The following is a 12867-nucleotide window of genomic DNA, read 5'->3' as shown; positions in this document are numbered from 1 at the left end:
GACCGTGGCCGCCGACGCATGCTCCGGGAGCAGGGCCGCGCCGTCACTACCACAGCTGTGGGTACCGCTCGATGACCGTCCGCACCCGGTCGCCGGGTCGCCCGAGGTGCGTCCCGTCCACCGCCGCGACGGGCTGGACGCCGCGCAGCGCGTTGACGGCGAAGGCCGCATCGCTGTGGCGCAGCTCGTCGAGGTGCAGCGGGCGCTCGGAGGCCGCGACGCCGGCCGCCCGGGCGGCCTCGAGGACGCGCGCGCGGGTCACGCCGGGCAGGATGCGGCCGTCCAGCGGCGGGGTCACGAGCTCATCGTCCCGGACCGCGAACATGCACGAGCGGGCCGTCTCGAGCACGAGGCCGTCGAGGTCGACCAGGAGCACCGTGGCCGGGAGCGCGACCGCCTCGAGCCCCTCCAGGAGCCGGCGGTCCTGCCACTTGTGGGCGCCGATCCCGCCCGGCAGACAGACGGGCTCGAGCACGAGCGGGCCGGCCGGAGACGGCAGGGGCCCGGCCTCCAGCGCGACCGCGCCGTCGGCGGCCAGCCGGACGCGCAGCCGGCACGGGCCCCCGTGCTCGACGGCCGCGTGATCGACCAGCGCCGCCAGACCGCTCGGCAGCGCCAGGCCGTACAGCGCCTCGGCGCTCGCCGCCAGGCGCGCGAGATGGCGCCGTGCCGCCACGGCGATCCCGTCGCGGACCAGGAGCGTCTCGAAGACGCCCGCGGCCGGGTCGGGGCGCCGCCGCGGCCGGGCGCCCAGCCGCGGCGGCACCGGCACCGCCGCCGCGTCACCGACCGTCCCGTCACGGACCGCCACGGCCGCCGGCGGCCCGGCGCCGAGCGCCGCCAGCAGCGGTCGCGCCTTGGCGAGGCACTCCGCCGCCTCCTCGGCCGGGTCGGAGTCCGCGACGACGCCGCCCCCGACGTCGAGCCAGGCGTGAGGCCCGTCGAACTCGAATGTCCGGATCGCCACGCTGAGCTCGAGGCCGGCCACGGGCGAGGCGAGCCCGATCGCCCCGCAGAACGCCTGGCGCTCCGTGCTCTCCAGCGCCGAGATGACGTCCATGGCCGCGAGCTTCGGCGCGCCGGTCACCGACCCCGGCGGGAACATCGCCCGGACGAGCTCGGCGTCGCCGGTGCCCGCGCGGCGGCGGCCGGACACCTCGGAGACCAGGTGCCAGACGCCGGCGTGCGGGCGGACCTCGGCCAGCGCGCCGACCCGGACCGTCCCCGGCGTGCACACGCGTCCCAGGTCGTTGCGCATGAGGTCGACGATCATCACGTTCTCGGCCCGGTCCTTGGCCGACGCCCGGAGCGCGGCGCGCTGCGCCGCGTCGTCGCCGGGGTCCGACCGCCGTGGGCGCGTGCCCTTGATGGGCGCCGTCGCCACCTCATCGCCCCGGCGCGTGACGAACAGCTCGGGCGACAGACTCGCGACGGCGCGGTCGCCGTCGCCGACGAACGCGGCGCGGTCGGGCGCGAGCGCCTCGACGCCGCGCGCGAACATGTCGGCCGGGCGGCCTTCGTACACCGTCGCGCGCAGGCGCAGGGCGAGGTTGGCCTGGAACAGGTCGCCGGCCGCGATCCGCTCGCGGCAGGCCTCCACGGCCCGTGCATGGCCCGCGGCCGACGGCGTCGCCGACCACCGGCCGGTCCGGACCCGCCGCGGCGCGCCCACTCCGGCGCGGAGCCGGTCGCCCAGCGTCTGCAGGCGCTGCTCCAGCTGCGCCGAGCGCTCGTCGGTCCACAGCGCTCGAACCACCACCGTCCCTCGGCGTCCAGGCGCAGGACGTGGTCGTAGAACCCGAGGACCGCGGCCGGCAGGCGCTCGGCGGCCGGAGGCGGCGGTCCGAGCGCCTCCAGGCGGCGCCCGAGGCCGTAGCCCAGCGTCCCGAGCCATCCGCCGCCGACGAAGTCCGCGGGCGCCTCGCCGACCTCGGGCAGGTCGTCGAGCAGGGCGAACGGATCGTCGCCGGGGCCCGCGATGCGCACGGGCTCGCCGGCCACGATCGCCGCCGCCCCCGCCCAGACGCCGGTGAGCGCCACGGGTCGCCGGTCCTGCGAGACGAGCAGCGCCGCCCGGTGGGCCGGCGTGTCGCCCGGCAGCCCGATGCGCACGGCGCGGGCGGTGGCGACAGTGGCGACACCGGCGGGCATGCCCGCATTGTGCCGACCCCGGCCAGGCGGCTCGTGTGGGGGAGGCTCTGCAACTGCTCCCGCGATGCTCGGCCGCGCGCTGCTGCCCGTCACCGCCGACCTCGCGCTCGCCGCGTGGGGCAGCGACCGCGACCCCGGCCCGCGGGCGCCCAGCCCTCCGCGAGCGAGGCGGGGTCGGCGACGGGGGCGACCGCCACCACGCCGGCGGCCGCGGCGGCCGCCCGTGGCGTGCGGCTCCGGCCGGGTCGACGTCGTCTCGCAGGCGGGCACGGTCCACCGGGTCGCGGCGCGCTGAGCAGGCACGGGCACCGCGCCCCCTCGGATCGACACCGTAATCCGGTCGAACACCCGTCCAGTGACCCTCCGGATCCCTCAAGATGAATGTCGCAACGCCGCTTAACGGCGAGGAGGCGCCGTACGAGGCGCCTCCTGGCAAAACCGTTGTGGGAAATCTAGTGGCCCCAGCCCATGGTGTGCACCCCCCTCTGCGGATGGCTGCGCTCCCTGCAGCCACATGGACGAATAGCGGTCGGGTCGCGCCTGAGCCCTGCAAAAGCCGGCGCGACCTTTCCGTCGTTGCTCATCTTGCTGGTTCAGACGTCCATCGCGCCATCCCCACTTTGGGGTATTCAGCGCTGTCTGGACAGATGTCCTAGCCAGCTTTCGCCTGCTCCCCGCGGTGTTGCCTGCCGGACGCCGCATGCGCTCGCGACGCCGTCGTGGCGCCCGATCGGGTGCCGCGCGGGGCCTCCCGAGGCCTTCCAGGCGCGCAGCGGCGCACCTGGGGCGCGGCCGAGCGCGCGGCCGGGCGCTAGGCCGCGAGGGGCAGCGAGTAGCCCAGCACGCGGCGGTCGAAGTCGAGCTCGTGCTCGAAGTCGGCGTCGGTGGTGTGCTGGAACGTCAGGTCGCGCCGGCCGAGGATGCCGATGAAGACCTCGACGAGGTCGCCGTCCAGCTGGGCGCCCGAGACGCGGCGCAGCTCGGCGAAGGCCTCGGCCTGGGGGACCGGCGTGCGGTAGGAGTCGCGCGCGGTCATGACGTCGTAGGTGTCGGCGATGGAGATCATCCGCGCGAAGATCGGGATCTCCTCGCCGACGAGGCCACGGGGGTAGCCCCGGCCGTCGATGCGCTCGTGATGGGCCAGGATGATCTCGGCGACCGGTCCGTAGCCGTCGATCCGCCGGACGAGGCGCGCTCCCTGGTAGGGGTGCGTGCGGACGATGTTCCAGTCGTCGTCGTCGAGCTTGCGGTTGGCGAGCAGGATCCGGTCGGGGAACGCGAACTTGCCGATGTCGTGCAGCAGGCCGGCGGTGTGGACGAGCTCCTGCTCGATCTCCGAGCAGCCGATCTCGGCGGCGATGGCCCGGGCGTAGCGCGCGACGGCGGCCGAGTGGCGCGCGGTCATGCGGTCGCGCAGCGAGAGCGTCTGGAGCATCGCGCTCAGCACCCCGACCTGCAGGGAGGCCAGCTGGGTCGACCGCGTCTCGAGCTCCTCGGCGCGGCGCTGGGAGAGCAGGAGCTCGCGCGTGAGGACCTGGAAGAGGAACAGGACGATGAACAGCGCGGCCAGCGCGGTGGCTCCGACGGCGCGGTAGGTCACCGCGATCGTGACGGTCAGGGCCCCGGCGAGCGCCTCGGCCGGGAGCATGGGCAGGAACGCCGTGACGACCTGCTTGCGCAGCGAGACCCCGTGGGTGATGCTGAACGGGATCGCGATCGTCGAGAAGTTGACCGTGTTGGTGACGAAGAAGACCGCGAAGACGCCGAGGGCGAAGTCGAGGTCGTTGGCGGTGGGCAGGCCCAGGGCCCGGACCAGCAGCGCGCCGACGATCGGGTAGACCGACCCCGAGCAGAGGTTGGCGAGGCGCAGGTCGCGGGGCAGCGGGCGCCGGATGGCGTCGACGGTCAGGGCGACCATCTGCAGCGCGAGCGCCGGCGCCGGGCCGAGCAGCGCGGTGGCCAGCACGACGACGATGAAGCCGCCCGACAGGCGCAGCGACTTCGTCTCGATCGCCAGCGCCTCGCTGAGGACCATGAGCGGCAGGAGGCCGACCACCAGTCCGATGGGGTGCCAGTCGGACGCACGGGAGGTCAAGACCGCGGCGGTGATCGCCGCCACGAAGAGCGCTGCCTGCAGCGCAAACACGGACCGACGCGCCATCTCCCTTCATATCGGTCGATGCACCACGATCCTTAGGCGTGAGCGGGTGTTCGGACGCGGCACGACGCGCGGGTCGTCGGACCGCATCCGTGGCTAAGCTGCGCCCGGTGAGGAGCTCGCTGCGCGTTGCCGGGTTCTCCCCACTGGCTGCCTCGTACACCCTCAACGGGCTGGGCGACATGCTCGGTGTGGTGGCCCTGGCCGTACTCGTCCTGCAGCAGACCGGCAGCGCGCTGGCCACGACCGCCCTGTTCCTGGCCGCCAAGTCGATGCCGGCGCTGCTCTCGCCGGCGCTCACCGCCGGGTTGGACCAGCGCGCCATCGGGCGCGTCGTGCCCGTCGTCTACTTCCTGGAGGCCGGGGCGTTCGCGGGCCTGGCCCAGCTCAGCACGGCGTTCTGGCTGCCCGGCGTCCTGGCGCTCGCGTTCGCCGACGGCGTGCTGGCGCTCACGGCCCGCGGGCTGACCCGCGGGGCGGTCGCGGGCGTGCTCGGGCCCGCCGGCGTGCTGCGTGAGGGCAACGCGCTGCTCAACGTCGCCTACGCGATCACGAGCGCGGCCGGGCCCGTCCTGGCGGGCGTCGTCATCCACTTCGGCGGCGTGGACGCCGCGCTGTGGATCGACGCCGGCTCGTTCCTCTGCGCGGGCCTGCTGCTGGCCGCCGCGCGCCGGAGCCTGCCGATGGCCGTGGTCGGCGACCACCAGGGGTGGCGGGCCCGGGTGCGCGACGGCCTGAGCCACGTCCGCAGCCACCCGACGGCGGGCCGCCTCGTCGCCGGGGAGGGCGTGGCGATCGTCTTCTTCACGCTCGTCGTGCCGATCTCGGTCGTCTTCGTGCGCGAGACGCTGCACTCCAGCAGCCTCGGCTACGGCGTCATGCTCGGCGCCTGGGGCGTCGGGGTCATCCTGGGGTCGGTGGTCTTCGCGCGCGCCGGCGACATGTCGCTGCACGTGCTCGTGCTCGCCTCCACGCTGGCCGTCGGGGTCGGCTATGCGGGGATCGCGGCCTCGCCGACGCTCCTGCTCGCCTGCCTGGCCAGCGTCGTCGGGGGCGTCGGCAACGGGATCCAGTGGATCTCGGTGATGACCGCGCTGCAGGACTCGGTGGGCGACGCCTACCAGGCCCGCGCCGCCGGGCTGCTGGAGTCCGTGGGCGCCGTGGCGCCAGGCATCGGCTTCGTCGTCGGCGGCCTGCTGACCGCGGCGTCGTCGCCGCGCGTGGCCTACGCGGTCGCAGGGGTGGGCGCCGTCGTTATCGCCGCGGTGTGGGCCCGGCGGCCCATCGTGGCCGACGGCGCCGTCGCGTAGCGTAGGGCCATGGCCGACCCGCTGACCGACCATGACGTCGCCCTCGTCCGCGCGGACAACCCGGGGCTGTTCACGCTCTCGGGGACCAACACGTGGCTGGTCGGCCGCGATCCCTGCTGGGTCGTGGATCCGGGGCCCGCGCTGGAGGAGCACGTAGCCGCGGTGCTGGCCCAGGGCACCGCGCGGGGCGGCATCGCCGGCGTCGTGCTCACGCACGACCACCACGACCACGCCGACGCCGCCGAGCAGGTCGCCCACCACGCGGGCGGCGTGCCGGTCGCCGCGGCCCGCTTCGCCGGGGCCACCCGCACGCTGCGCGACGGCGACACGATCGGCCCGCTGCAGGCCATCGCCGTCCCGGCCACGCGCCCGACCTGCTGTGCTTCGCGTTCGGGCGCGTGTGCCTGACCGGCGACGCGGTCCTCGGCGAGGGCAGCGTGTTCATCGCGCCCGACCCCGGCGCGCTGCGGGGCTACCTCGACGGCCTGCGGCGGCTGCGCGAGCACGACTTCGAGGCGCTGCTCCCCGGCCACGGCCCGCCGATCGGCGACGCCGCGGAGCGCCTGGACGCCTACGTGGCGCACCGCCTGGACCGCGAGCGCCGCCTGGTCGCGGCGCTGGACGCCGGCGCGCGCGACGTGGACGCGCTGCTGGACGCCGCGTGGGACGACGTCCCCGACGGCCTGCGGCGCGCGGCGGGCGTGACGCTGGCCGCCCACCTGGACAAGCTGGCGGAGGAGGGCCGGCTGCCCCCGGGCGTGCAGCGCCCGGAGTGGGGCTCGTCTACCCTGGGCGACGCATGATCTCCCTGATCTACGGGATCTTCATCTGCGTCGCCGGCGTCGTCGGCGTCGGATGGATCATCTGGATGATGCGCCATGGGGACGAGGACCGCCGTCAGGAGGACCGCGCCCGCGCGTTCTTCGACGCCAACGGGCACTGGCCCGACGAGACGCTCGAGGACGCCGAGGCCGAGCGCCGGCGCCTGGCCGCGGCGCCCGCGTCCGCGCCCGTCTCGCGCGCGGGCTCCGACGGCGTGGTCTGAGCCCCCGCCGCCGTCAGGCAGCGAGGTTCTCTCGGGCGACGCTCATCGCCGCGGCCAGGGGCGTGGTGGCCCCCACCGCGGCGGTGTCGAACACGCGCCGCAGCGTGTCACCGATCTCCCGGGTGCGCATGCGGGCCCGGGCGGGGTCGTAGCCGCCGGGCTCGAACTCGACCGCGATGTTGATGATGCCGCCGGCGTTGGCGACGAAGTCCGGCGCCCACACCACGCCGCGGTCCAGGAGCAGCTGCGCGACGTCGGAGGAGGCCAGCTGGTTGTTGGCCGCGCCCGCGACCGCCGGGGCCTGCAGCTGCGTCACGGAGTCGTGGTCGAGCACGCCGCCCAGCGCGCAGGGCACCAGCACGTCGACGGGCGCGGTCATCGCCCGGGCCGGCGTGGCCCAGCGCGCGCCGAGCGCCCGCGCCTCGTCGCGCTTGGCCCGGTCGATGTCGGCGACGACGAGCGTGGCTCCGGCGCGCGCCAGCAACCGAGCGACCCGCAGCCCGACGTGGCCCAGGCCGACGACCGACATCGACCGCCCGCGCACCGATGCCGAGCCGAAGACGCGCTCGCAGGTCGCCTCGATCGCGTGCACGACGCCGAGCGCCGTGAACGGGCTGGGGTCCCCGGAGCCGCCGGCGCGTCGCGACAGCCCGCTGACGTGGCGGGTTCGCTGGGCGATCACCGTCATGTCGCGTGTGGCGGTGCCCACGTCCTCGGCCGTCACGTAGCTGCCGCCGAGCCGCTCCACGGTGTCGCCGAAGTCCAGCAGCGCCGCGCGGCGGAGCCTGGGGTCGAGCACGAGGCCGGGCGGGCGCACGATGACGCCCTTGCCGCCGCCGAGGGCCAGGCCGGCGACCGCGGACTTGTAGGTCATGCCCTCCGACAGGCGCAGGGCGTCGCGCACGGCCGCGCGGTTGTCGGCGTAGCTCCACAGCCGGCATCCGCCGAGCGAGGGCCCGCGGACGGTCGAGTGCACGGCGACGATGGTGAACAGGCCCGAGCGGGGGCCGCGGCGCACATACAGCTCTTCGTGGTCGAGGGTGGCGAGGTAGCGCTCGATGGGCGCCACCTTAGCGTCCGGATTCGCGGCGCCGCCGCCGGCGACGGTCAGGGCGCGGGGGTCGACGCCGCGCGCGCGGGCGGGGTGGCTGCGGGGGTCGCGGCGCTCGCCGGCGCGGCGGTCGCGCCGGTGCCCGCGGCGGCCACGGCGCTGTCGCCGGAGGTGCTCGTCGCCGGTGGCGGGGCGGTGCCGGAGGTCGCGGCGGCCACGGGCCCGGGCGTGCTCGCCGGGCCGCCCACGGGCGGCCCGGCGGTGGTCGCCGTGGCGGTCGCCGGGTCGGCCGGCGTGAACGTCGCCGCCGGCTCGGCGGCGTCGTCGGGCGCCTGCACGCCGCCGGTCATCGGCTCGACGGGCGCGACCTGCGTGGCGGCGCCGGTGACGCCGTTGACCGCGGCGCCGGCGGCGTCGCCGATGGCCGGGGTCGACGGCGCGCCGCCCGTCGTGTCGTGGGCGGGGACCGGCGTCGCCGGCGTCCCCAGGGGCAGGTCGGCGCCGCGGCCGGTGGAGGCGACGGCGGTGCCGGTCGCCACGGCGCGGACGTGCGAGGCCGGGGCCGTCATCGGCGTGGCGGGGCGCTGGTGCTGGACCTGCTGCTCCACGGTGGCCGCCCCCCCGCCGACGACCGCGGCGGCCGCGACGACCGCGACGACCTTGCCCGCGGTGACGGCGGCCGCGCCGGTGCCGAGGGCCGCGCCGCCGCCGGCGGCTGCGGTGACCCCTGCGGCGGCGACCCCGCCGCCGGCGCTCGCGGCACCGCCGCCGGCGACCACGGCCGCTCCGCCGGCGCCCCCGACCGCGGCGCTGCCGCCGGCGGCTGCGCCCGAGCCCGCGCCGCCGAGGCCGAGGATCTTGGCGAGGGTGGCCAGCGGCCCGGAGCCGGGGGCCAGGCCGTTGAGCTGGCGGCTGACGCCGCGCAGGGCCGTGCGGTACTCGCGGCATCCGGCGCACTCGCGCAGGTGGCGGCGCGAGCGGCCGCTGACGCGCACGCCGCGGTCGTGCGCCGCGGCGACGTCGGTGCGGATGTCGCCGCAGGCGGTGTCGCGCGCCTCGATGGCCTCGACGAGGCCGATGCGCGCGCGGACCAGCAGGGACTTGACGGCCGGGATGGTGACGCCGAGCGCGCCGGCGAGCTCGACGTAGGACAGCCCCTCCATCTCGCGCATGAGCAGCGCGGAGCGCTGCTGCTCCGGCAGGCGGCCGACGTCGCGCACGAGCCGGCGCAGGTCCTCGCGGCGCTCGGCCGCGGCCATCGGGTCCTCCTGCGGGACCCGGTTGAGGTCGTAGATGTCCTCGGCCGCCGGCGACGGGCGCCGGAGCTGGTCGATGCACCGGTTGTGCGCGACGCGGTACAGCCACGCCCGCAGGCTCACCGGGCGCGCGTCGACGCGTAGCGCGTGGTAGGCGCGCACCAGCACGTCCTGCCAGACGTCCTCGGCGTCGGAGCGCGCGCCGCCGAGCATCTGGGCGGCGTAGGCGATGAGGCGCTGGCGGTAGCGGCCCTCGATGACCCCGAAGGCCTCGTCGTGGCCGGCGCGGAACAGGGCCACCAGCTGCTCGTCGCTGCGCAGGCGCAGCAGGGGCCGATGACCGACCGTCGGCCGAGCCCCACCGGATGTGACAGCGCCGAAGCTTCCACAGGGCATCCCCTCCGGCCACTGTAACGATGCCCGTGACCGAAGGTGACGGCCTGGTCTGCGATCTCCACCGCCTACTCTCCCCGGCCGGACATTCCGGGATCGAAAGGGAACGCATCTTGACCAACGTCGTCATCTCCTCCGCCGCGCGCACCGCGATCGGCTCCTACGGCAAGTCGCTCGCCGGCATCGCGCCGACCGAGCTGGGCGCCACGGCGGCCACGGCGGCCATCGAGCGGGCCGGGCTGGAGCCGGAGCAGATCGAGCACGTCGTGTTCGGCAACGTCATCCACACGGACACGACCGACCCCTACATGGCGCGGGTCGTCGGCATGAAGGCGGGCATCCCGAAGGAGACGCCGGCCTTCACGGTCAACCGCCTCTGCGGGACCGGCGTGCAGGCGCTCGTATCCGCCGCCCAGGCGATCCAGACCGGCGAGGCATCGGTGACGCTGGCCGGCGGTGCGGAGTCCATGAGCCGCGCGCCGATGTGGCTGACCCAGGGCCGCTGGGGCTCGAAGATGGGCCCCGCGCCGGTCGTCGACCCCGTCCAGGGCACGCTCTCCGATCCCTTCAGCGACATCAAGATGGGCGTCACGGCCGAGAACCTCGCCGAGCGGATGAGCATCTCTCGCGAGGACCAGGACGCGTTCGCCGTCGAGTCCCACCGGCGGGCCAGCGCCGCGCAGGCGGCCGGGCGCTTCGACTCCGAGATCGTCCCGGTGGCGGTCCGCGTCAAGCGCGAGACGGTCGACTTCGCCGCCGACGAGCACATCCGCCACGAGGTCGACCAGGCCGGGATGGCCAAGCTGCCGGCGATCTTCAAGCGCGAGGGGACGGTCACGGCCGGCAACGCCTCGGGCATGAACGACGCCGGCGCGGCGCTCGTGCTCATGAGCGCCGACAAGGCGCAGGAGCTCGGCGCGCCGGTCCGGGCGCGGATCCTGGCCTATGCGTCGTGCGGCGTGGAGCCCGAGGTCATGGGCATCGGCCCGGTGCCGGCCGTGCGCAAGGTCCTGGACCGCACCGGCGTCAAGCTCGAGGACATCGGCGTCATCGAGCTCAACGAGGCGTTCGCCGCCCAGTCGCTGGCGGTCATCCGGGACCTGGGCCTGGATCCGGCGAAGGTCAACCCCAACGGGGGCGCGATCGCGCTGGGCCACCCGATCGCGGCGACCGGCGCGGCGATCACGACGAAGTGCCTGTCGGAGATGGAGCGCGGCGACCACGAGTACGGGCTCGTCACGCTGTGCATCGGCGGCGGCCAGGGGATCGCGCTGCTGCTCGGCCGCGCCTGAGCGGCACGGCGGGTTCCACCCCGGCCGCGCGGCCGGCCGGGGTGGGGCACCGGCCTGCGGTCCGTCCCAGGTACCCTCACCGGACCCATGGCGCACTACGAGTCCGACGCCGAGGTCTACGACCAGCTCGGCAGCATCCTGAACAACCTGATGTACAACGCTGCTCGCCGCGAGCAGCTGCGCCAGGCCGACGCCGTCGTGCAGTTCGCGTTCCGCTCGCCCGACGCGACCGTCACGCTCGACGTGCGCGTCAACAAGCGGCCGCGGATCGACCTCGGCTCCACGAACCTGCGCCCCGACGTGGTGCTCTCGATGGAGGCCGACACGGGGCGCGCGCTGCTGCTCGGCGAGCTGAACGCCACGATCGCGCTGGCCCGCGGCGAGGTCCGCACCAAGGGGCCCGTCGCCAAGGTCCTGCGGGTCGTGCCCGCCACGGTGGGGGCGCACGAGGTCGAGGCCGATCTCGAGCCCGAGCCCGAGCCCACGCCGCCGCCCGCCGCCGAGGCCGAGGCTCCCGCGGAGGTCGCTCCGGCCGCCGAGGCCGAGGCTCCCGCGGAGGCCGAGGCTGCGACCGAGCCGGCCGCCGGGGCCGAGTCCCCTGCGGAGGAGCTCGAGCCCGCCGCCGAGCCCGAGCCCGAGCCGGCCGGCGAGGAGCGCGTGCCGACCGACGCCGAGGCCGCCGCCCCGGTCGATCCGGCCGCCGAGGCCGAGGCCCCGGCCCAAGCCCCCGCTCCCGCTCCCGAGCAGGCCTAACGCCGCGCACGCCGCGTTTGCGGCCCGCGGTGCCCGGGCACCGCCGAGGCATGAAGCTCCTCGTCCTGGCCACTGATCCCATCGACGCCGGAGCCGTGCGGGAGGCGCTGGGCGACGACGCCGTCGAGGGCGCCGAGGTCCTCGTCATCTCCCCGGCGGTCAACGAGTCCCCGCTCGCCTTCTGGATGTCGGACAGCGACGAGGCGATCATCGACGCCGAGTCGACCGCCCGCGAGACCGCCGAGGCGCTGTCGGCCGCGGGCGCGCGCACCGAGGCCAAGGCCGGCGACAGCGAGCCACTCGTCGCCCTCCAGGACGCGCTGGCGACCTACCCCGCCGACCGCGTGCTGATCTTCGCGCGCGACGACGAGTCCGCGCGCTACCGCGAGGACGACGTCTTCGGCGAGGCGCAGCGGCGCTTCGGCGTGCCGGTCACCGAGATCCCCCGCTGACGCCGGCGGCGCGCACGGCGGCGACGGTTGCCGCCAGCGTCGACGCCGCGTCGTGACGCGGCCGCCAGCGCAGCAGCCGTCGCGCCTTCGAGGTGTCCATCAGCGTCGGGCGCCGCAGCGCCTCGATCCAGCTCGCCTCGTCGGGCATGAACGGCAGCCGCGCCACGAGCTCGGCGGTGGCGCCCACCGCGAGGTCGGGCACGGGCACGGCCCGGTAGCCGAGCGCCCGCGCCAGGTCGCCGACGGTGATCTCGCCGTCGGCCGCCAGGTTGTAGGCGCCGGGACGGCCGCGACCCACCACGCCGGCGCGCAGCGCCGTGGCGACGTCGTCGTGGTGGACGAGCTGGAACGGCACGCCGGGGTCGGGCAGGATCGGCCGCGCGCCCGGCACCGCGCCCAGCAGGGAGCGCACCGGCCCGGGGAGGCGGTCGCCCCAGCGCACGAACGGGACCTGGTTGACGAGGATCGGTGCCTCGGGTCCGGCGACGATGCACGGACGGAAGACGTAGGCGTCGGTCTCGGCGTCGTCCAGGACGTCGTCGAGGAGGGACTCGACCTGGGCCTTGTGGCGCGAGTAGGGCATGTTGGGGTGGCCGGACGCGGCGTCCTCCTCGAGGATGCGCCGGTCGAGGTCGGGGAAGCCGTAGGCCGCCACCGACGAGGCGTAGACGAGCCGCCGCGCACCCGAGGCGACCGCGGCCTCGAAGACGTTGCGCGACCCTTCCAGGTTGATGTGCTCGCTCTCGCCCGAGCCCGCCACGATGATGAACGCGAGGTGGACGACGACGTCGGCGCCCTCGCACAGGCGCTGCACCGACGCGCGGTCCAGCACGTCACCCTGGCGATACTCGGCCTTCGTCCACCCGTGGGCGACCGGGTCGAACGGTCGCCGGGCCATCCCGATGATCCGGCCGACCTCGCGCGAGCGGTTCAGGGCACGCACGAACGGCTTGCCGATCTCGCCGGTGGGCCCGGTCACCGCGACGGTGAGGCGGCTCATCGCGCG

Annotated in this window: 11 protein-coding genes and 1 pseudogene; 7 read left to right on the top strand and 5 right to left on the bottom strand. The window is 75.8% G+C overall.

Features of this window, described 5'->3' with window-relative positions; all coding sequences use genetic code 11:
- Window positions 1–46: 46 nt before the first annotated feature.
- Both FSW04_RS27585 and FSW04_RS23505 read right to left on the bottom strand, forming a co-directional pair.
- Window positions 47–1756 (bottom strand): bifunctional anthranilate synthase component I family protein/class IV aminotransferase, encoded by a 1710-nt coding sequence (locus FSW04_RS27585; RefSeq protein ID WP_228430695.1) that lies wholly within the window; start codon window positions 1754–1756, stop codon window positions 47–49.
- Window positions 1757–2962: 1206 nt separating this feature from the next.
- The gene (locus FSW04_RS23505) at window positions 2963–4312 is read right to left on the bottom strand and encodes an HD-GYP domain-containing protein (protein ID WP_146922700.1); all 1350 of its coding nucleotides are present in this window, start codon (window positions 4310–4312) and stop codon (window positions 2963–2965) included.
- Between the two features lie 107 nt (window positions 4313–4419).
- On the opposite strand from FSW04_RS23505, the gene FSW04_RS23500 reads away from it, so the two are divergent.
- From FSW04_RS23500 to FSW04_RS23490, 4 genes and pseudogenes are all read left to right on the top strand, one after another.
- Window positions 4420–5619, top strand: a complete 1200-nt coding sequence (locus FSW04_RS23500; protein WP_187369053.1) for an MFS transporter — start codon at window positions 4420–4422, stop codon at window positions 5617–5619.
- A gap of 9 nt (window positions 5620–5628) precedes the next feature.
- Window positions 5629–6092, top strand: a pseudogene (locus tag FSW04_RS28780) (MBL fold metallo-hydrolase); the annotation flags it as partial.
- A 102-nt stretch (window positions 6093–6194) separates the two neighbouring features.
- On the top strand, window positions 6195–6422 hold the full coding sequence (locus FSW04_RS28775) for a hypothetical protein (protein ID WP_407653005.1): 228 nt from the start codon (window positions 6195–6197) through the stop codon (window positions 6420–6422).
- The gene (locus FSW04_RS23490; protein ID WP_146922696.1) at window positions 6419–6664 is read left to right on the top strand and encodes a hypothetical protein; all 246 of its coding nucleotides are present in this window, start codon (window positions 6419–6421) and stop codon (window positions 6662–6664) included. The genes FSW04_RS28775 and FSW04_RS23490 overlap by 4 nt, the downstream gene beginning before the upstream one ends.
- A gap of 13 nt (window positions 6665–6677) precedes the next feature.
- Here the strand turns inward: FSW04_RS23490 and FSW04_RS23485 are convergent, their stop codons facing one another.
- Both FSW04_RS23485 and FSW04_RS23480 read right to left on the bottom strand, forming a co-directional pair.
- Complete coding sequence (locus FSW04_RS23485) at window positions 6678–7733, bottom strand: Glu/Leu/Phe/Val dehydrogenase family protein (RefSeq protein ID WP_228430691.1); 1056 nt, start codon at window positions 7731–7733, stop codon at window positions 6678–6680.
- Between the two features lie 38 nt (window positions 7734–7771).
- Window positions 7772–9271 (bottom strand): RNA polymerase sigma factor, encoded by a 1500-nt coding sequence (locus tag FSW04_RS23480; protein WP_187369052.1) that lies wholly within the window; start codon window positions 9269–9271, stop codon window positions 7772–7774.
- Window positions 9272–9477: 206 nt separating this feature from the next.
- On the opposite strand from FSW04_RS23480, the gene FSW04_RS23475 reads away from it, so the two are divergent.
- The 3 genes from FSW04_RS23475 (at window position 9478) to FSW04_RS23465 (ending at window position 11861) form a co-directional block, all read left to right on the top strand.
- The gene (locus FSW04_RS23475; protein ID WP_146922691.1) at window positions 9478–10656 is read left to right on the top strand and encodes an acetyl-CoA C-acyltransferase; all 1179 of its coding nucleotides are present in this window, start codon (window positions 9478–9480) and stop codon (window positions 10654–10656) included.
- A gap of 87 nt (window positions 10657–10743) precedes the next feature.
- Window positions 10744–11409 carry an SCP2 sterol-binding domain-containing protein gene (locus FSW04_RS23470; protein ID WP_146922689.1) on the top strand — a complete coding sequence of 222 codons (666 nt, stop codon included), beginning with the start codon at window positions 10744–10746 and terminating at the stop codon, window positions 11407–11409.
- Between the two features lie 50 nt (window positions 11410–11459).
- Entirely contained in the window at window positions 11460–11861 is a 402-nt protein-coding gene (locus FSW04_RS23465; RefSeq protein WP_146922687.1) for a hypothetical protein, read from the top strand.
- On the opposite strand, the gene FSW04_RS23460 is transcribed toward FSW04_RS23465, so the two are convergent.
- Window positions 11842–12861 (bottom strand): NAD-dependent epimerase/dehydratase family protein, encoded by a 1020-nt coding sequence (locus tag FSW04_RS23460; protein ID WP_146922685.1) that lies wholly within the window; start codon window positions 12859–12861, stop codon window positions 11842–11844. The two genes, FSW04_RS23465 and FSW04_RS23460, sit on opposite strands and share 20 nt — an antisense overlap.
- Window positions 12862–12867: the final 6 nt, after the last annotated feature.

It is taken from the genome of Baekduia soli (assembly GCF_007970665.1).
Taxonomy (GTDB): Bacteria; Actinomycetota; Thermoleophilia; order Solirubrobacterales; family Solirubrobacteraceae; genus Baekduia; species Baekduia soli.
This window is presented reverse-complemented; position numbering and strand designations above follow the sequence as displayed.

Coding starts and splice junctions, on each gene's coding strand:
- FSW04_RS23505 (WP_146922700.1), bottom strand. CDS start 4,312: ATGGCGCGTCGGTCCGTGTTTGCGCTGCAGGCAGCGCTCTTCGTGGCG.
- FSW04_RS23490 (WP_146922696.1), top strand. CDS start 6,419: ATGATCTCCCTGATCTACGGGATCTTCATCTGCGTCGCCGGCGTCGTC.
- FSW04_RS23470 (WP_146922689.1), top strand. CDS start 10,744: ATGGCGCACTACGAGTCCGACGCCGAGGTCTACGACCAGCTCGGCAGC.
- FSW04_RS23465 (WP_146922687.1), top strand. CDS start 11,460: ATGAAGCTCCTCGTCCTGGCCACTGATCCCATCGACGCCGGAGCCGTG.
- FSW04_RS23460 (WP_146922685.1), bottom strand. CDS start 12,861: ATGAGCCGCCTCACCGTCGCGGTGACCGGGCCCACCGGCGAGATCGGC.